Here is a 19,197-nt window from a genome sequence, read left to right on the forward strand (position 1 = left end):
ATTATGAAAAATAAATATTTATATAAAAAACTAATTATTGGGTCAATTACATTGTCCACTTTAATTTCAATAGGATCTTGTACTCGAGATCTTGAAAGAGAGCCAACTTTAGGGTTAACCTCTACCGTATTATACAAGGACTTTAATAATTATAAACCTGCGTTAGCAAAAATTTATGCCGGATTGGCAATTGGTGGACAGGGAGATGAGAATAATGGTGATGGAAATACGGACATCGGCGGTATTGATGGTGGGTTTTCTAATTATCTTCGTCAAATGTACAGCATGCAGGTTTTAACAACTGATGAGGCTGTTATTGCTTGGAGCGATGCAGGTCTTCCGGAAATGCATAATATGACCTGGAACTCTTCAAATCCATTTGTTGCTGCTATTTATTATAGGATATATAATGTTATTGCAGTAAGTAATGAGTTTATCAAAAATACAACCGATGAAAAATTAGCAACCAATGGAATTTCAGGAAGTAATCTTACTGAAGCGAAATATATGAATGCAGAAGCTAGATTTTTGAGAGCTCAGTCTTACTATCATGCTTTAGACCTATTTGGAAATGTTCCTTTTGTATTGGAAACTACTGATGTCATTAATAATCCACCACCAAGAATTACAAGAACTGAACTATTCAAATTTGTAGAAACAGAATTGTTAGCATGCGCTAATAACTTAAAGGATGCTAGAACTAATGAATATGGTAGAGCGGATAAAGCGGCAGCATGGGCTTTATTAGCAAGATTATATCTCAATGCAAAAGTTTATACAGGTACAGAAAGAAATACAGACTGTATTACGTATTGTAATAAAATAATTAATACAGGATATACTCTGAAGCCAAATTACGGTTCATTGTTTATGGCTGATAATAATTTGAGTAATCCAGAGGTGATTTTATCTGTGAATTATGATGGTATGCGTACAAAAACTTATGGCGGTTCAACTTTTATGGTACATGCTGCTATTGGTGGTTCTATGCCAGCCGCACAATTTGGAGTCAACGGGGGCTGGGGCGGAATAAGAACAACAAAATCTTTTGTTAACTTATTCAATGGAAATCCAAATGATCAGAGAGGTAACTTTTATACAAATGGGCAAAATCTGGAGATTAATGATATAACTGCATTTACTGATGGATATGCTTTTGTTAAATATAAGAATATAAAATATGCAGATAATACTCAGGGCTCAGACCCTACGGGTACTTTTGTAGATGCAGATATACCACTTTACCGTTTAGCAGACATTTATTTAATGTATGGAGAAGCAGTGACCAGAGGTGGTTCAGGAGGTAATGCTGGAACGGCTTTAGGATATGTAAATGCTTTAAGAACGAGAGCTGGAGGAAATCAGGTAACATCAGTGAATACTGACTTTTTCTTAGATGAAAGAGCTAGAGAAATGTCTTGGGAAGCAACCAGAAGGACGGATCTTATTCGCTATGGAAAGTTCACTTCAAGCTCTTATGTATGGCCATGGAAAGGAGGCGTAAAAGAAGGTAAAGGTGTAGATGAATATAGAAACCTTTTCCCTATACCAGCTAATGATATTGTAGCTAACCCTAATTTAGTTCAAAATCCTGGATACTAATTTTTAAACAGAATCAAAAATGAAACATTTCTTTAAAATATTAGCAATAGCATTCATTGGAATTTTTATCATTTCATGTGAAAAAGATGAGGACCAGGCTGTTATTACTGAAACGATAAAAAGCAAGGTTACACCAGATAAAACAACTGTGGTTTTAGATAAGGCGAATCCTGATAATGTAGCTCTGAATATCACTTGGAATAAATCAACCTTTAACATACCTGTAGTTTATACACAACAAATACAGTTTGCAATCAAAGGCAAAAATTTTAAGGATGCCTCTACTACGGAAGTAACAACTTCACCATTAGCCTATACCAATAAACAGCTTAATAATATAGCGTTGAGTTTAGGGGCAGCTACCAATGTAGCAGCTGAGATTGAAGTTAGAATAAGAACTTTGGTTGGGGCGGCGCCTTTTTATTCTGATGTTACAACTTTAGTCGTAACTCCATATCTTTTAGGACCTATTTATAAATATACAGATCTTTACTTAATAGGTGATGCTACATCAGCCGGTTGGGATAATAGTGAAAATAATACGAAGTTCCTTCCTTTACAGAAAACAGCCGCAACGGGATTATATTCTTATGTAGGGTATTTTGCACAAGGCGGGTTTAAATTGATTGGAACTCCAGGTTCTTGGGATATTCAATATGGTTTGGGTGGTTCTGCCGGAACTTTAAGTACAAGTGGTACTTCTGGAAATATTTCTGTATCGGCAGCAGGATATTATAAATTAACGGTTGATACCAATGCTTTAACATATACTTTTAATGCGATACCGGCTCCAACAGTTACTTATACTACAATTTCAATGATCGGAACAGCATCTGGAGATTGGAGTACTGACGTAGATCTTCAAAAGTCCACTTTTGACCCTCATATTTGGGTGAAGAAAAATGCGACAATGAATTCTGGCGAATTCAAGTTCAGAGCAAATCACGACTGGGGAACAAACTGGGGGAAAGCTCAGGAGTTTTTTGGAGTGGCAGAGCTTGGTGGAGGAAATATTCCAGTAAGTGAAACCTTCAAGTATGATGTGTATTTCAATGATATTACCGCAGAATATTCTTTAATTCCAATATTTAAATAATAATAAAAATCAAATTTAAAATAAATCAAAGTGCTGCTTTACTGTGGCACTTTGATATTTTAAGTTAATAAATAGTCATTATGAAGAAAATTACAGTTGGAGCGTTATTGCTCTCAATGATGTTTGTAGGTGTGAAAGCACAATCTTTAAAATCTCCGGACGGGAAGTTTGAAATGAATTTCCAGCTGAAAGAAGGAGTACCTTACTATAACCTGAAATATAACGGGGGAGTAGTGGTTGAAGATTCTAAATTGGGATTGAGATTATTTAAAGACACAGCCATAAAATTCGCGTCCGAAATAGCCAAACCGGAAGATGCAAAATATGACCTTAACAACGGTTTTGCAAAGGTAGATGAAAAAAGAGACTCTAAAAACGAAACCTGGCAACCGGTTCTTGGAGAGAAGAAAAATTATATCAACAATTACAATGAATTGGCGGTTACGCTGAACCAGGCTTCTACAGACAGAAGCATTGTGGTGAAATTCAGACTGTTCAATGACGGTCTTGGGTTTAGATATGAATTTCCACAACAAAAGAACCTTAATTATTTCGTAATCAGAGAAGAAGATTCTGAAATTGATTTTCCAACCGATATGAAAGCTTGGTGGATGGTTGCAGATTATGACTCTCAGGAATATCAGTATCAGGAAACAAAAGTTTCTGAAATTCCTTCACAGTGGGACAAGGCATATGATGCCAATGCCTCTCAGACATTGATTAAAAATGCAGTGCAGTCTCCATTGATGTTGAAGAAAGAAGGGAAATCACCTTTATATATTAACGTAGCGGAAGCAGCTGTGCTAGATTATCCTGCTTCACATCTGGAAGTAGATGCAGCGAACTTTAAGTTCAAAACACATCTCACAGCAGACAGACAGGGAGCGAAAGGATATATTCAGACTCCGTCAGTAACCCCTTGGAGAACCATTATTGTTGCGCCAAAAGCAGAAGAAGTGATGGATTCTAAAATGATTTTCAACCTGAACGAACCTACAAAGTATACAGATACGTCTTACATTCACCCAACAAAATACATGGGAGTTTGGTGGGAAATGATCATCGGTAAATCTCAGTGGGCCTATTCTACAGCAGAAAACGTTCATTTAGGAAAAACCGATTTTAGTAAGCTGACTCCAAACGGAAAACATGCTGCTAACAATACAAAAGTTAAAGAATATATCGACTTCGCATCAGAAAACGGATTTCAGGGATTGCTGATTGAAGGTTGGAACATCGGTTGGGAAGACTGGTTCGGTCATTCCAAAGAATTTGTTTTTGATTTCGTTACCCCTTATCCGGATTTTGATATCAAAATGTTGAACGACTATGCTCATTCAAAAGGAATCAAGCTGATTATGCACCATGAAACCTCAGGTTCTGCAACAAACTACGAAAGATGGGCAGACAAAGCTTTCCAAACGATGAATAAATACGGATATGATGCCGTAAAAACCGGATATGTAGGAGACATCATTCCGAGAGGAGAACATCACTATTCCCAATGGACGATCAACCACTTTTACAGAATTGCTGAAAAAGCCAACGATTATAAGATCATGGTCAACTCTCACGAATCTGTACGTCCTACAGGAGAAAGCCGTACATATCCAAACTACATTTCTGCAGAAGCAGCCCGTGGAACGGAATATGAAGCATTTGGAGGAAACAAGCCAGATCATCAGACGGTTCTTCCGTTTACAAGATGGATGGGAGGTTCTATGGATTATACTCCGGGAATTTTCCAGACAAAACTGGATTATTATTTCCCTGGAGATACCCGTTTCGTGAAAACTACTTTGGCGAAGCAGCTTGCTCTATATGTAACGATGTACATGCCGCTTCAGATGGCAGCAGACCTTCCTGAAAACTACAAAAAGCATATGGATGCATTCCAGTTTATCAAAGATGTAGCGGCAGATTGGGATGATACTAAAATTTTATCTGCAGAACCAGGAGATTATGTGATTACAGCAAGAAAAGCAAAAGGAACGGAAAACTGGTTTGTAGGAGGTATTACCGATGAAAACAAACGTGAGTATACGGTAGATTTCTCATTCCTGGATAAAGGAAAGAAATATGAGGCAACGATTTATGAAGATGGAAAAGATGCAGATTACATCAACAATCCTCAAAGCTATAATATCTACAAGAAAGAGATTACAAGCAAATCGAAAATTAATTTTAAAATGGTAAGAAGTGGCGGTTTTGCAGTCTCTATCAAACCAGTAAAATAATTTGAAGATACACTAAGGTGCCCCGGCTCATTGGATTTTTCCATGACCGGGGTATTTTTTTATAATAAAGTTAAAAGTAAAGAGATCGGAGCCCTGAAAAAAGGTAATGATCCAAATTATGATTGCTGTAAGCTGTTTTGTAGAATAAAATTAGCCTTTTAAGAAAATAAAAAAACAAGAGACGGAAAGCTGTTCTTTATGAATAAAGTAACTTTCCGCCTCTTGTTTTATAATATAAACATCATCTGAATGATGTATTTACTTATCCTCTGTTTGTTGGCTGAGTTGTGAGTACTGATACTCCGGTTCTTGTACCTGCTTCTTTATTTTCGGAGCAGTGCCATTTTTGATCTTTTCTTTATATTCCTTTTGGAACTGCTTTACCGTTTTTCCGGTACCATCATGTCTCCATCCCGGAGAGTAGAAAAGATATTTTAATCGGGTTTTAAAAGAAATTCCCGGCTGCCTGATATCTTTGCCTATTCTTCGCCATTCATAGAATAGAGTAGTTGCCGGATCTTTAGACTCCATTTTAGGATAGATACCATATTTCACAGGAACTTCAGGGTCTTCTTTTTCAAACGTACCGAAAATTTTATCCCAGATAATCAATCCCATACCCATATTACGGTCCAGGTATTTGATATTGCAGGCATGATGTACTCTGTGATGAGACGGCGTAACCAGAATATATTCCAGAAAGCCCATGCTTTTAATCGACTGAGTATGGACAAACGTTCCGTAGATCTGTATAGAAGAATACGCTACCAGAATATGCCATGGATGAAAGCCCATGAACGCTAGTGGAGAGAAAAACAGATATCGGTACAGCGGTTGAAATACAGGACTTCGGAACCCTGTACTGATATTGAAATAATCAGAATTATGATGCGTGATATGGACTGCCCAGAAAACTCTGGAGTGATGATCTACATAATGATGAACATAATAAGCAAAGTCCTGTGCAAGAAATACAGCGATCCAATACCATATACCTTCCTGCCAGTCGAAAAGACGATGCTCATAAAAAAACATCATAACAAACAGGGAAAATCCCTTCATGATAATGTCTAATCCATAATTGAGCAAGGCGAAAAGGACATTGGTTGCGACATCTTTAGTTTCATAAATTTTTTCTTTATTAAAATGACTGTACGCCATTTCTATAAAAATGATAGCCGCAAATACAGGAATGGTCCATGTGTAAACAACATCTGGCCCCTCTGTTTTGAACATACTGCTGAAATCAAACATTTTTTCTGTAAAGCTAAAAATAAAACCTATAAAAAACTGCTTTTTCGCATGAATTATTTGTAAAAAGGCATATAATCTTTAGAAAAATAAAAACAGGAATGAAAAATGTTAAAATTTTAGAGGAAATGTGACAAAAAAACAGAAGTTTCAATACTCCATTTGAAAATTTAATGCTAAATTGAACACTAATATGAAGACAATATATGCCGCATTAGCCCTTTCTATAGCTTCTGCCGCTTTTTCCCAAAAAACGTTGGAAAGAGTAGAGCCTGCTTTCTGGTGGAAAGGAATGAAAAACCCTGAACTTCAGATTCTTGTTTACGGAAAAGGAATCGCAAATAATGAGGTTACCCTTTCAGATGGTATCCAGATTAAAGATATCCAAAAGGTTGAAAATCCTAACTATCTTTTTATTACCGTCAATACCAACGAAATAAATGTTCCGAAATTTACCATCAATGTTAAAAAAGAGAAAAAGAATCTTGGATCATATACTTACGAACTGAAACAGCGTAACTCCGGATCTGCAGAGCGGGAATCCTATACATCAAAGGATGTGATGTATCTCATTATGCCGGATCGCTTTGCCAACGGTGATGAAAAAAATGATTCCAGACCAGAACTGACAGAGAAAGCTGACCGTAGTTTACCTAATGGCAGGCATGGCGGTGATTTGAAAGGAATCATCAACAATATTGATTATATACAGAAATTGGGAGCTACCGCTGTTTGGCTGACTCCAGTAAATGAAGATAATGAGAAAGTATACTCCTATCATGGGTATGCACAAACCGATCTTTACAAAATTGATAGCCGCTACGGAACCAACGAAGAATACAGAACCCTTTCTCAGGAATTGAATAAGAGAAATATGAAACTGGTGATGGATTATGTGACCAATCACTGGGGAATTTCTCATTGGATGATGAAAGATCTCCCTACAAAAGACTGGATCCACTGGTTTAATGAAGGAGAGAAAGGTTTCAAAAGATCCAATTACAAAATAACCTCTCAGTTCGATACCAACGCCTCTGGCATAGATAAAAAATATGCTTTGGACGGATGGTTTGATACTACAATGCCGGATATCAATCAGAAAAATCCTTTGGTGCTGAAATATTTAACCCAAAATGCAATCTGGTGGATAGAATATGCGGAATTAGGAGGTTTCCGTGTAGATACTTATCCTTACAATGATAAAGAAGCGATGGCTAAATGGGCCAAAGCTATTACGGATGAATATCCCAAATTCAATATTGTTGGAGAAACATGGCTTTCTACTGCCGGACATATTTCAGCATGGCAAAAAAACTCCAAAACAGGAGAAGCGGCAGGATACAACTCCAATTTACCGTCGGTGATGGATTTCGTATTGTTCAGTGAAATGCCTAAAGCCTTTAACGAAAAAGAAAGTTGGAATACGGGAATCAATAGAATTTATGATTCATTTACCAGCGATTTCCTTTATCCTGATGTCAACAATCTGTTGGTTTTCTTCGAAAATCACGATACTGAAAGATGGAATGAAATCTTTAAGGCAGATCCCAAAGCCTACAAATTAGGACTTACCCTTATTTCCACCGTTCGCGGAATACCTCAAATCTATTACGGTTCAGAAATAGGAATGCGGGGAGATAAACAGAAAGGTGGGGACGCAGATATTCGTAGAGATTTTCCGGGAGGCTGGAAATCTGATCCGCAAAATGCATTCAATACATCTTCTCAAACTGCTGAACAAAAAGAATTTTTCCAGTTCACTCAAAAATTATTGAATTGGAGAAAAGGGAAAGAAGTTATTCATACTGGGAAAACAAAGAATTTTGTTCCTCAGAATGGCGTTTTTACCTACTTCAGATACAATGATAAAGAAAGCGTAATGGTGATGATCAACAATAATGAAAAAGATCAGACGTTAGATCTTAAATACTTTGCAGAATCGATTAAAGATTTTAAGAAAGGAAAAGATGTGATTTCAGGAAAAGAACTTCTATTCCAAAATACAATAACGATACCTGCTAAAACCTCATTGATTCTTGAACTAGAAAAATAGCAATCATTATGAAAAAATTAATAACAGCTCATACAATCATTCTTTTATTCTTTGGCTTCTCTCTGCTTTCGGCACAGTCGAACAAAGGATTTCAAAAAGAGAAAACGGAAATCAGTACAATGCTTGATGCCTTCAATGTAGCCGCTGCAAAAGCCGACTATAATACGTACTTTGATTTCTTTGCCGATCAGTCAACGTTTATTGGTACAGATGCCACCGAAGTCTGGAATAAAAAAGAATTTATGGTTTGGGCAAAACCTCATTTTGATAAAAAGAAAACCTGGAATTTTAAAGCTTTAAAAAGGAATATCTATTTCAGCAATGATGGAAAACTGGCTTGGTTTGATGAATTACTGGATACTCAAATGAAAATATGCAGAGGTTCCGGAGTGGTAGAAAAGATTAACGGAACATGGAAGGTAAAACAATATGTACTTTCTATGACAATTCCGAATGATGTTGTAGACAAAGTAGTAGCTGAAAAAACTGCACTGGAGGATATCCTTATTCAGGAATTAAAAACAAAATAACAGCATACAACAGCAATGGCTAAAAAAATAAAACCGGAACTTTCACTTACTCAGATTATTAATATGAGTATGGGATTCTTAGGAATTCAGATGGCTTTTGGGCTCCAAAACGGAAATGCGAGCCGTATCCTTGGAAACTTGGGAGCTGACGTCCATGAGCTCTCCTGGTTCTGGCTCGTAGCACCTGTTACAGGGCTTATCGTTCAACCGATCATCGGACATATGGGAGATAATACATGGAGTCCGTTGGGAAGAAGAAAACCGTACTTTCTGATTGGCGCTGTTTTGTGTGCCATAGGTTTGGTGCTGCTTCCAAATGCTGCTTCGGTTACTCAGATGTTTGCTGCAAATGCTTTATTGCTGGCGGTAATATTCCTTGCGATGATGGATGCGTCTGTTAATATCGCGATGGAACCATTCAGGGCTTTAGTTGGAGATATGCTTCCCAAACACCAGGGAACAATAGGATTTTCTGTACAGACTATCCTTATCGGAATCGGCGCGGTGCTTGGCTCTTATCTTCCGGATTGGTTAACCCAACTGGGTATTTCCAACGAGGCACCCAAAGGATTTGTAGCAGATAATGTGATTTTTTCGTTTTATATCGGAGCAGGATTGCTCATCCTTTCTATTCTTTACACCATCATAACAACAAGAGAGTATTCTCCACAAGAGTTTGAAGAATTTGAAGAAGATAAAAAAGAAAGTGAAGAACCTTCCAGATTCTCAGATATATTTAAAGACTTTGGGAATATTCCTACTCAAATGAAAAAATTAGGAATAGTACAGTTCTTTTCATGGTTTGCATTATTTACCATGTGGGTATTTACGACCAGTGCATTAGCGACTCATCATTTGGGACTGTCTCCAGAAGATACCCATTCTAAAGAGTTCAATAATGCCGGAGATTTAACAGGTAACCTGTTCGGAATGTACAATCTTTGGGCAATTCCATTTGCTTTTTTACTGACACCTATTGCAAAATGGATCGGTAAAAAACAGACGCATGCTTTAGCTTTATTCTGCGGAGGACTAGGGCTGATTTCTATGTATTTTATTAAAGGAACAGACAATCTGTGGATCTCCATGATTGGATTAGGATTTGCCTGGGCAAGTATTCTGGCAATGCCTTATGCCATGCTGATTGAAGTGATTCCTCAGAAGAAAATGGGGGTTTATATGGGAATATTCAATTTCTTTATCGTGATCCCGCAAATTATCAACGGATTATTTGGTGGTCCGATTGTAAGTGGCGTTTTTGGAAAGCAAGCGATGGATTATATTGTAGTAGGAGGTGTTTGTATGCTGATAGGTGCATTGGTGACTATGATTTTCGTTAACTCTGAAGATGAAACTCCTAAGGAAATTGAAGAAGAAATCAAGCAGGTACATTTTTAATGAAAAACTAGAGAGTAAAAATTAGAAAAGAAATGTGTTTTTAAATTTAGTTTGAAATAGCATCATAAAATTCAATAGGGACGGGCTTTAGCCCGTCTTCTCTTTATATATTCATCAATTGGCTTTAGCCAAAACTTAAAATCTATCCTTTATATTCGGAATATGATACTCTTTCATAGATAACCGAAATGTCGCGCTTATTTATTCTGCTAAATCTTCAGAAGAAAAGATATCTAGCATGAAATTTTATCGCAGATAATATCGTTGCGCTTTAAAAACGGATTGTAATTTTAAAATTATTTATTCCTTTGCGTGATTAAACCTCTTTGTGATCATAATTTACAAGTCGTATAGGCCTTTTTTACTTCCTATTTCCTTTCTTAACCTACATCAACAATTCCCACAGCCATATGCTGTACATTTGTACCATAAATAATCACAAAAATGAAAACAGTATATCATAAAGCAGATTCAAGAGGCCACGCCAATCATGGCTGGTTAAATTCTTACCATACATTCAGTTTTGCCAACTATCAAAACGGAGACAGAACGAATTTTGGAGTATTAAGAGTATTAAATGATGATACCGTTTCCCAGGGAATGGGCTTCGGAACACACCCTCACAGAGATATGGAAATTATTTCAATTCCTTTGGAAGGAGATTTGGAACATAAAGATTCAATGGGAACTACTGCGGTGATCAAAAAAGGAGAAATCCAGGTGATGAGTGCCGGAACCGGAGTAATGCACAGCGAATACAATAAGAATAAAGATGAAGAGGTAAAGTTCTTACAGATCTGGGTTTTCCCAAGAGAATTGAATGTAGAGCCTAGATACGACCAGAAAAGTATTAAAGAAGGAGAAAAGATCAATGGATTTCAACAGATATTATCTCCCAATAAAAATGATGACGGGGTTTGGATTCATCAGGATGCATGGTTCAATCTGGCCAATTTTACAAAAGGAAATGGTAAAAACTATATGCTGAACAAAAAAGGAAACGGAGTGTATGCTTTTGTTTTAAAAGGAAGCGCAAAAGTGGGAGACCGCGTGCTGAACGAAAGAGACGGATTGGGCATCTGGGATACTCAAAGTTTTAATATCGAAGCTGTAGAAGACACTGAAATACTATTAATGGAAGTCCCAATGGAATTACCATCTTATCTTAAATAAAAAACTAAATTTGTAATCTTAAAAATAAGTATCATATATGAAAATTTTAGCAATAGCAGGAAGCAACTCAGAAGTTTCAATGAACAAGCAGTTGGTAGCTTATGCATCAACATTATTCGAAAATGCAGAAGTTGAGGTGATTGACTTGAACCCTTTCGAAATGCCAATCTATAAACATGAAAGAGAATTAGCAAACGGTGTTCCTCAGGAAGCGCACGATTTCGCAGCAAAAATTGATAATGCAGAGGTATTATTAGTGGCTTTGGGAGAGCACAACGGAACTTACTCTACAGCATTCAAAAATGTATTCGACTGGGTATCCAGAATCAAAGACAGAACCGTTTGGAATGAGGTGCCAATGTTATTGATGTCTACATCCCCAGGTGGTAGAGGTGGAGCAGGAGTTTTGGAAGCAGCATCGAAGCGTTTCCCTTTCCACGGTGGAAATGTGGTGGAAACTTTTTCACTTCCGTTCTTTAATGATAACTTTGATAAAGCTGAACAGAAAATTTCTAATGAAGAGAAAAACAGCGAATTAAAAGAAAAAATCAAGAAGATTGCAGCCATCGAAACCATCCTTGAAAAATAGAATTTGAATATTCATTTAAAATTACTATTTTTGCAAAAAGAAAAGAGATGAAAATTCAGACCTCCTATAAACAATGTTTTTCTCATAAAGGGAAAATTGTGGGCTCTGAAATTCTGAGATAAAATAACGGCCGATAATCTGAAAAGATTGTCGGCTTTTTTGTTTTCTAAAATCGAGTATAAAAAGTAATTGAAATATTAAAAGATAAGAAGACGTAAGACATCAGATGCCAACAATAAATCATCTGAAATCTGAATCCAATATCTAAAAATCTAAGCAGACATGAGCAACACTTACAAATCAGCAGGAGTAGACAAAGAAGAAGGATACAAAACGGTTGACAAGATCAAAAAAGCGGTCGGTGAAACCCACAATTCCAATGTATTGAATCATTTGGGGAGCTTTGGTGCATTCTATGAAATCGGAGGATATAAAAATCCGGTCCTTGTTTCAGGAACAGATGGAGTAGGAACCAAGCTGAAAGTGGCTTTAGATACTAAAAAATATGGCTCTATCGGAATAGACTGTTTCGCAATGTGTGCCAACGATATCCTTTGTCACGGAGCAAAACCTTTATTCTTCCTGGATTATTTAGCTTGTGGAAAACTTGATTCTGAAATCGCAGCTGAAATCGTTTTAGGAATGGTGGAAGCATGTAAAGATAATAACTGTGCTTTAATTGGTGGAGAAACTGCTGAAATGCCAGGTATGTATCAACCGGGAGATTATGATGTTGCAGGATTCTGCGTTGGAATCGTAGAAAAAGATCAGATCATTGACGGGTCAAAAATCAAAGCAGGTAATAAGATCATTGCATTACCAAGCTCAGGATTCCACTCCAACGGATTCTCTTTAGTAAGAAAAGTATTCCCGAACTTCGAAGAAGAATTTGAAGGAAAACCTTTATATGAAACCCTTTTAGTTCCAACAAGACTATACTATAAAGATATTCATAAAGTATTGGAAGAAGTAAAAGTAGAAGGAATTGCTCACATCACAGGAGGTGGCCTTTACGAAAACGTTCCAAGAATTATTCCTGAAGGTCTTTGTGCTTCTATCGACGAAACAAAAATCAGAATTCCTAGCGTAATGCTTGAGCTTGAAAAAAGAGGTGGAGTAAAACGTGAAGAAATGCACGGAACATTCAATATGGGTGTAGGAATGGTAATCGTTGTAGACGCTGAACATGCTGAAAAAGTGTTACACCTTTTAGATGATGCTTACGAAATCGGAGAAATCACTGAAGGAGCAGAGAAAATTGATTTGAAATTTTAAATGACATCAGATTTCAGATCCTAGACATCAGACGGTAAGTCTATAATCTTAAATCTGACATCTAACATCTAAATAATGAAGAATATCGTTGTACTCGTATCCGGTTCAGGAACCAATCTGCAGAGAATCATTGATACTATTGAAGCAGGAGAAATTCAAAATGCAAAAGTAACATTGGTAGTCGCAGACAGAGAATGTTTCGGACTGGAAAGAGCAAAGAATCACAATATAGAAAATATACTCATTCCGAGAGGAAAGAACTTAAGCAGCGAGTTGGTTAAAGTAATCCCAGAAAATACAGATTTGATTGTTTTGGCAGGCTTTTTATCCATCTTAAAATCGGAATTCTGTGACAACTGGAATGGTAAAATAATCAATATTCATCCGGCATTGCTTCCGAAATTTGGAGGAAAAGGAATGTGGGGAATGAACGTTCATAATGCCGTTATTGAAGCCGGAGAAAAAGAAAGTGGAGCTACCATACATTTTGTAACACCGGGTATTGATGAAGGAGAAGCTATTCTTCAGAAGTCTTTTGAAGTAACAGCTGACGATACGCCTGAGACACTGGCGCAGAAAGTTCATGAGATTGAATATGAAATATTTCCAATAGCGATCAATAAGGTCCTAGGAAATTAAAAATATAACAGTGTATCCTTAAAATAGGAATGCATTGCTGCATTAGCAAAAAATCTAAGTAAAATAAAAGTAAGTTCGGAGGTGAAAGACCCGAGCACAGTTTGAAATAGCTGTAAAAAGTAAAAAATTGAAAGTAAAATGAGTAAAAAGAGAGTTTTAATCAGTGTTTCTGACAAAAGTGGATTAATAGAATTCGCGCAGTTTTTGGAAGCTCAGAATTATGAGTTGATCTCTACAGGAGGAACGTTCAAACATTTGAAAGACGCTGGTTTAAATCCTATTCAAATTGATGAGGTAACCAATTTCCCTGAAATGCTGGACGGAAGGGTGAAAACATTACACCCAAAAGTACACGGAGGATTGTTGGCTGTTCGTAGCAATGAAGAGCACATGAAAACAGTTCAGGAACACGGAATTGGTCTGATAGACATGGTGATCGTAAACCTTTACCCTTTCTTTGAAAATGTGAATAAAAACATTTCTTTACACGAGAAAGTGGAATTTATCGATATCGGTGGTCCGTCAATGCTTCGTTCTGCAGCCAAAAACTTTGATTCTGTTACTGTAATTACCGACGTAGAAGATTACACGACTGTAAAAATTGAAATGGAACAAAACGGGGATACTTACATCGAAACCCGTAAAAAGCTTGCAGGAAAAGTATTTAACCTTACTTCTGCTTATGACGCTGCTATCTCAAGAATGCTTTTAGATGAAGAATATCCTACATATCTAAACGCTTCTTACAAAAAAGTATCTGACCTAAGATATGGAGAAAACCCACATCAGACTGCAGCGTACTACGTTTCAACTTTCGAAAACGGAGCCATGAAAGACTTCGAACAGCTTGGAGGTAAAGAGCTTTCTTTCAATAATCTTCGTGATATGGACCTTTGCTGGAAAGTAGTGACTGAGTTCAAAGAAGAAATGGCTTGTTGCGCAGTGAAGCACTCTACTCCTTGTGGAGTGGCCATCGGAACTTCTGCATTGGAAACTTACCAGAAAACTTTCGAATGTGATCCGGTTTCCATCTTTGGCGGAATTGTTGCTATGAACTATAAGATCGATGCAGCAACAGCTGAGGAGCTCAACAAAACTTTCCTTGAGATTGTAATGGCTCCTGACTTTGACGAAGAAGCGCTGGAAGTTTTAAGAAAAAAGAAAAATCTGAGAATCATCAAAATCGTAAACCCGGTTTCAGACAAACAGACTTGGGTAAAAGTAGACGGTGGTATTTTGGTTCAGGATAATGACCTTCATTTCTCTGATGATATTAAAGTAGTTACTGAAACTCAACCTACGGAAGAGCAGAAAAAAGCATTGCTTTTCTCTCAGAGAGTGGTAAAATATGTAAAATCAAATGCGATCGTGGTTTCCAACGGAATCCAGGCATTCGGTATCGGTGGCGGACAGGTTAACAGAATCTGGGCAACACAACAGGCTATCGAAAGAGCAAAAGAAAAATTCTCAGGAGATTTAGTATTAGCTTCAGATGCATTTTTCCCTTTCCGTGATGTGGTAGATTTCTGCGCTCAGGAAGGTATCAAAGCGATCATTCAGCCAGGTGGAAGTGTAAAAGATCAGGACAGTATAGAAGCGGCAAACGAGCACAATATACCCATGATGTTTACAGGTGTTAGACACTTTTTCCACTAATTAAAATAGAATTAAAAAATAATTAGGGATTGTATTTATAGCATTCAAAATTATATATTTGTAAATTAAGACTAGATAATAAATAAAGTATGAGAATATTAATCATAGGTGAAGGCGGTAGAGAATCTGCTTTAGCGGCAAAGCTACAGAATGACTCAAGAATTTCTAAAATGTTTTTTGCTAACGGGAATGCGACTACCGATGTAATAGGGAAAAATGTTCATTTATCAGAAATCAAAGAACTTAGAGATTTCGCTATTAAAGAAAAGATTGATCTTACGATCGTAGGTCCTGAGGCTCCTCTTGTAGCAGGTTTAAAGGACGAATTTAAAAAGCACGATCTTAAAGTTTTCGGTCCTACTCAGAAAGTAGCAAGCCTTGAAGGAAGTAAAGCTTTCTCTAAGAAATTTATGCAGACCTATGATATCAAAACAGCAAAAGCTGTTGTATTTGATTCCTACAACGAAGCTAAAGAATATGTGCAGACACAGCAATATCCTTTAGTGATCAAGGCAAGTGGTTTAGCAGGTGGAAAAGGAGTTGTTATTTGTGACACTCTTGAAGAAGCTGAAGCTACCATCCACGATTTCATGATCAGAAGAATCTATGGAGATGCCGGGATCCGTTTAGTTATTGAAGAATATTTACAAGGTTTTGAAGCTTCTATCATTGCTTTCTCTAACGGTGAAAAATTATTCCCTTGCGTAGCAGCAAAAGATTATAAAAAAGCCGGAAACGGAGATACAGGGCCTAATACAGGAGGTATGGGTTCAATAGCACCAAGCCCGGAATTTACTCAGGAGCACTATGCAGATTTCGAGAAAAATATCCTGGAGCCTACCATCAAAGGTCTTAAGGCAGAAGGTTTCGGATTTAAAGGAATCATCTTCTTCGGATTGATGGTTACGAAAAACGGAACGTACCTTCTTGAATACAATATGAGATTCGGAGATCCTGAAACTCAGGTATTGATGGCTCTTATGGAAAACAATCTTTTAGATGTGATCCAGGACTGTATGGAAGGAAAAGACATTCAGCTTAAATTTAAAGACGAAAAAGCAGTGTGTCTGGTAATGTGCTCAGGAGGTTATCCGAGAAACATCGAAACAGGTTTCGAAATCACAGGAGAAGATAAAGTAAAACACAGTAAACTTTTATACGCCGGAGCAATCAGCAAAGGAGATAAAGTGGTTTCCAATGGAGGTAGAGTTCTGAATATTGTGGCTACAGGTGCTACTTTCGAAGACGCTCGCAAGAAAGTTTATGAAGACGCAAGTCATGTACATTTCGATTACGGCTTCTACAGAGAAGACATCGGAAAGTTTTAATAAAAATCACGAAAAAAGATTTGGAGCTATTCCAAGTCTTTTTTTGTAAAACAGTAAAGTAAGCAATAAGCTTTATGCTACAGGCATTATGCTTATTGCAGTATAGAAAGCTTATAGTCTGAAGCCTATAGCTTAAAGCTTTTAAATTAATCATCATTTATCAATTATCAAAAATGAACAACGGTATTATTATTTTAGATTTCGGATCCCAGTACAACCAGCTTATCGGAAGAAGAATCCGTGAGATGGGTGTATACTCTGAAATCTTACCTTACAATACACCATTACAAGATATTTTAGCAAAACAGCCAAAAGGAATTATCCTTTCCGGTGGACCAAGTTCTGTAAATGCAGAAAATGCTCACCTGGTTGAAAAAGCATTATACGAACAAGGCATTCCTGTATTGGGAATTTGCTACGGAATGCAGATGACGGCTCACCTTTTAGGAGGAAAAGTAAACAAAGGAGAAAAAGGAGAATACGGAAAAGCTAATCTTGAAATCGTTAAAGAAAGTTCTTTATTGAAAGGGGTAACTCAGAACTCTGTAGTTTGGATGAGCCACTTTGACGAAGTAGGAGAACTGCCTTCAGGTTTTGAATTAAATGCGAAATCAGGCGTAATTGCTTCTATCTCTAATGAAGAAAGTAAAATCTACTGTGTTCAGTTCCACCCGGAAGTTTCTCATACAGAAGAAGGAGCAAAAATGCTTGAAAATTTCGTATTTGGAATCTGTAATTCAGAGAAAAACTGGAAACTGACCAACTATATTGAAAAAACAGTTGAAGAAATTCGTGAGAAAGTAGGAGACAATAAAGTAATCCTTGGACTTTCAGGAGGTGTTGACTCTTCTGTAGCTGCTGTTTTGATCCACAAAGCAATTGGTGATCAGTTGACTTGTATCTTCGTAGATACGGGATTATTAAGAAAGGATGAAGGGAAAAAAGTAATGGATCAGTATGGAGAACATTTCCATATGAACATTAAAATGGTAGATGCTCAGGATAGATTCCTTTCCAAATTAGCAGGAGTAGATGATCCTGAAGCGAAAAGAAAAATCATCGGAAATGAGTTTATCCATGTTTTTGATGAAGAATCTCATAAAATTGAAGGTGCCAAATTCTTAGCTCAGGGAACAATTTATCCTGACGTTATCGAAAGCCAGTCTGTCAACGGACCATCTGCAGTGATTAAGTCTCACCACAACGTTGGAGGACTTCCTGAAGATATGGAATTCGAATTATTAGAGCCATTAAGAGAACTTTTCAAAGATGAAGTAAGAAGAGTAGGAGAAGAATTAGGTATTCCTCATCATATGGTATACAGACACCCTTTCCCAGGTCCTGGATTAGGAATCAGAGTATTGGGAGCGGTAGATGCTGAGAAAGTAAGAATCCTTCAGGAAGCTGACGATATCTTTATCGAAGAATTATACAAAAACGATCTTTACGAAAAAGTATCTCAGGCTTTCGTAGTTCTTCTTCCTGTAAAATCTGTAGGAGTAATGGGAGACGAAAGAACATATGAATATACAGCTGTAGTTCGTTCTGCCAATACCATCGACTTCATGACAGCAACTTGGAGCAGACTTCCTTACGAATTCCTTGATACTGTTTCAAGCAGAATCATCAACGAAGTAAGAGGAATCAACAGAGTAGCTTACGATATTTCAAGCAAACCACCTGCAACAATTGAGTGGGAATAATTTTGACTTGAATTTAAATATAAATCCTGCCCGTTTTGGGTGGGATTTTTTTGTTAAAATTGATGATCTGAGAAGATTATATAGAATGTGAATTTTTTTGGATGCTATCTTTTTCTAAAATTTTACCTACCAGATTTTTATTAATCCGGTATGTTTGTGCCGCCCTTCGATAATCAACGTTAAAGTATCTTTTAAGTATGGAGTTTTTGAATATCCCCAGACAGCATCTGAACTGTCTAATTTTTTTACACTGTCTTCAGTAAAACGTAGAGTAATAGATTCATTTAAATTCCTTTCATAGCAGATATTGTATGGATAAGCAGAGTTATGAATGATTCTGGTGTCTTCTGAAGAATGTTTACCATATTTAAAGCCTTTTTCAAAATAAGGAGTAAAATGGAAATTTTTATAACCTGCAGAATCTACGATTTTATAATTCAATTGTTTTACAAAAACATATCTGTTTTTGGACTCTTGTATGTTATCTGTTGCTGTTCTGTATTTCCATTTACTATAGCCATACCAGCCCGCATAATTAGAAACAAATGGTAGGAATAAATAAACAAAAAATAATACACTTATAGTACCTATGATTAAGTATTTGAAGACTCTCTTTATCATTTAAAATGGACTGATTTGTCTTTTTTTTCCTAAATTTAAGTAAAAT

Annotated in this window: 15 protein-coding genes; 13 read left to right on the top strand and 2 right to left on the bottom strand. The window is 36.8% G+C overall.

Annotated elements, in window-relative coordinates:
* Positions 1-3 precede the first annotated feature (3 nt).
* The 3 genes from ACL9RH_RS01910 (at position 4) to ACL9RH_RS01920 (ending at position 4,935) form a co-directional block, all read left to right on the top strand.
* On the top strand, positions 4-1,602 hold the full coding sequence (locus ACL9RH_RS01910) for a RagB/SusD family nutrient uptake outer membrane protein (RefSeq protein WP_422691634.1): 1,599 nt from the start codon (positions 4-6) through the stop codon (positions 1,600-1,602).
* Positions 1,603-1,621: 19 nt separating this feature from the next.
* Positions 1,622-2,698 (top strand): SusE domain-containing protein, encoded by a 1,077-nt coding sequence (locus ACL9RH_RS01915; protein WP_422691635.1) that lies wholly within the window; start codon positions 1,622-1,624, stop codon positions 2,696-2,698.
* Positions 2,699-2,778: 80 nt separating this feature from the next.
* Positions 2,779-4,935, top strand: a complete 2,157-nt coding sequence (locus tag ACL9RH_RS01920) for a glycoside hydrolase family 97 protein (protein ID WP_422691636.1) — start codon at positions 2,779-2,781, stop codon at positions 4,933-4,935.
* A gap of 258 nt (positions 4,936-5,193) precedes the next feature.
* Here ACL9RH_RS01920 and ACL9RH_RS01925 read toward each other — a convergent pair whose 3' ends face one another.
* Positions 5,194-6,189, bottom strand: a complete 996-nt coding sequence (locus ACL9RH_RS01925; RefSeq protein WP_422691637.1) for a sterol desaturase family protein — start codon at positions 6,187-6,189, stop codon at positions 5,194-5,196.
* 190 nt (positions 6,190-6,379) lie between these two features.
* Here ACL9RH_RS01925 and ACL9RH_RS01930 point away from each other — a divergent pair, with 190 nt between their 5' ends.
* From ACL9RH_RS01930 to guaA, 10 genes are all read left to right on the top strand, one after another.
* The gene (locus tag ACL9RH_RS01930; protein ID WP_422691638.1) at positions 6,380-8,239 is read left to right on the top strand and encodes a glycoside hydrolase family 13 protein; all 1,860 of its coding nucleotides are present in this window, start codon (positions 6,380-6,382) and stop codon (positions 8,237-8,239) included.
* A gap of 8 nt (positions 8,240-8,247) precedes the next feature.
* On the top strand, positions 8,248-8,769 hold the full coding sequence (locus ACL9RH_RS01935) for a nuclear transport factor 2 family protein (protein ID WP_422691639.1): 522 nt from the start codon (positions 8,248-8,250) through the stop codon (positions 8,767-8,769).
* Between the two features lie 15 nt (positions 8,770-8,784).
* Positions 8,785-10,167: an MFS transporter gene (locus tag ACL9RH_RS01940; RefSeq protein WP_422691640.1), complete on the top strand. Its 1,383-nt coding sequence runs from the start codon at positions 8,785-8,787 to the stop codon at positions 10,165-10,167.
* Between the two features lie 444 nt (positions 10,168-10,611).
* Positions 10,612-11,340, top strand: coding sequence for a pirin family protein (locus ACL9RH_RS01945; RefSeq protein WP_422691641.1), 729 nt, complete (start codon positions 10,612-10,614; stop codon positions 11,338-11,340).
* 37 nt (positions 11,341-11,377) lie between these two features.
* Entirely contained in the window at positions 11,378-11,929 is a 552-nt protein-coding gene (locus ACL9RH_RS01950; RefSeq protein ID WP_422691642.1) for an NADPH-dependent FMN reductase, read from the top strand.
* Positions 11,930-12,211: 282 nt separating this feature from the next.
* On the top strand, positions 12,212-13,204 hold the full coding sequence (gene purM, locus ACL9RH_RS01955; protein ID WP_422691643.1) for a phosphoribosylformylglycinamidine cyclo-ligase: 993 nt from the start codon (positions 12,212-12,214) through the stop codon (positions 13,202-13,204).
* Between the two features lie 75 nt (positions 13,205-13,279).
* Positions 13,280-13,843: a phosphoribosylglycinamide formyltransferase gene (gene purN, locus ACL9RH_RS01960; protein WP_422691644.1), complete on the top strand. Its 564-nt coding sequence runs from the start codon at positions 13,280-13,282 to the stop codon at positions 13,841-13,843.
* Positions 13,844-13,981: 138 nt separating this feature from the next.
* The gene (gene purH, locus ACL9RH_RS01965; protein WP_422691645.1) at positions 13,982-15,499 is read left to right on the top strand and encodes a bifunctional phosphoribosylaminoimidazolecarboxamide formyltransferase/IMP cyclohydrolase; all 1,518 of its coding nucleotides are present in this window, start codon (positions 13,982-13,984) and stop codon (positions 15,497-15,499) included.
* Positions 15,500-15,588: 89 nt separating this feature from the next.
* Positions 15,589-16,827, top strand: a complete 1,239-nt coding sequence (gene purD, locus ACL9RH_RS01970; protein WP_422691646.1) for a phosphoribosylamine--glycine ligase — start codon at positions 15,589-15,591, stop codon at positions 16,825-16,827.
* 155 nt (positions 16,828-16,982) lie between these two features.
* On the top strand, positions 16,983-18,530 hold the full coding sequence (gene guaA / locus ACL9RH_RS01975; RefSeq protein WP_422692648.1) for a glutamine-hydrolyzing GMP synthase: 1,548 nt from the start codon (positions 16,983-16,985) through the stop codon (positions 18,528-18,530).
* A 126-nt stretch (positions 18,531-18,656) separates the two neighbouring features.
* On the opposite strand, the gene ACL9RH_RS01980 is transcribed toward guaA, so the two are convergent.
* The gene (locus ACL9RH_RS01980; protein ID WP_422691647.1) at positions 18,657-19,151 is read right to left on the bottom strand and encodes a hypothetical protein; all 495 of its coding nucleotides are present in this window, start codon (positions 19,149-19,151) and stop codon (positions 18,657-18,659) included.
* Between the last annotated feature and the right edge of the window lie 46 nt (positions 19,152-19,197).

It is taken from the genome of Chryseobacterium sp. Mn2064 (genome assembly GCF_049319685.1).
Classification (GTDB): Bacteria; Bacteroidota; Bacteroidia; order Flavobacteriales; family Weeksellaceae; genus Chryseobacterium.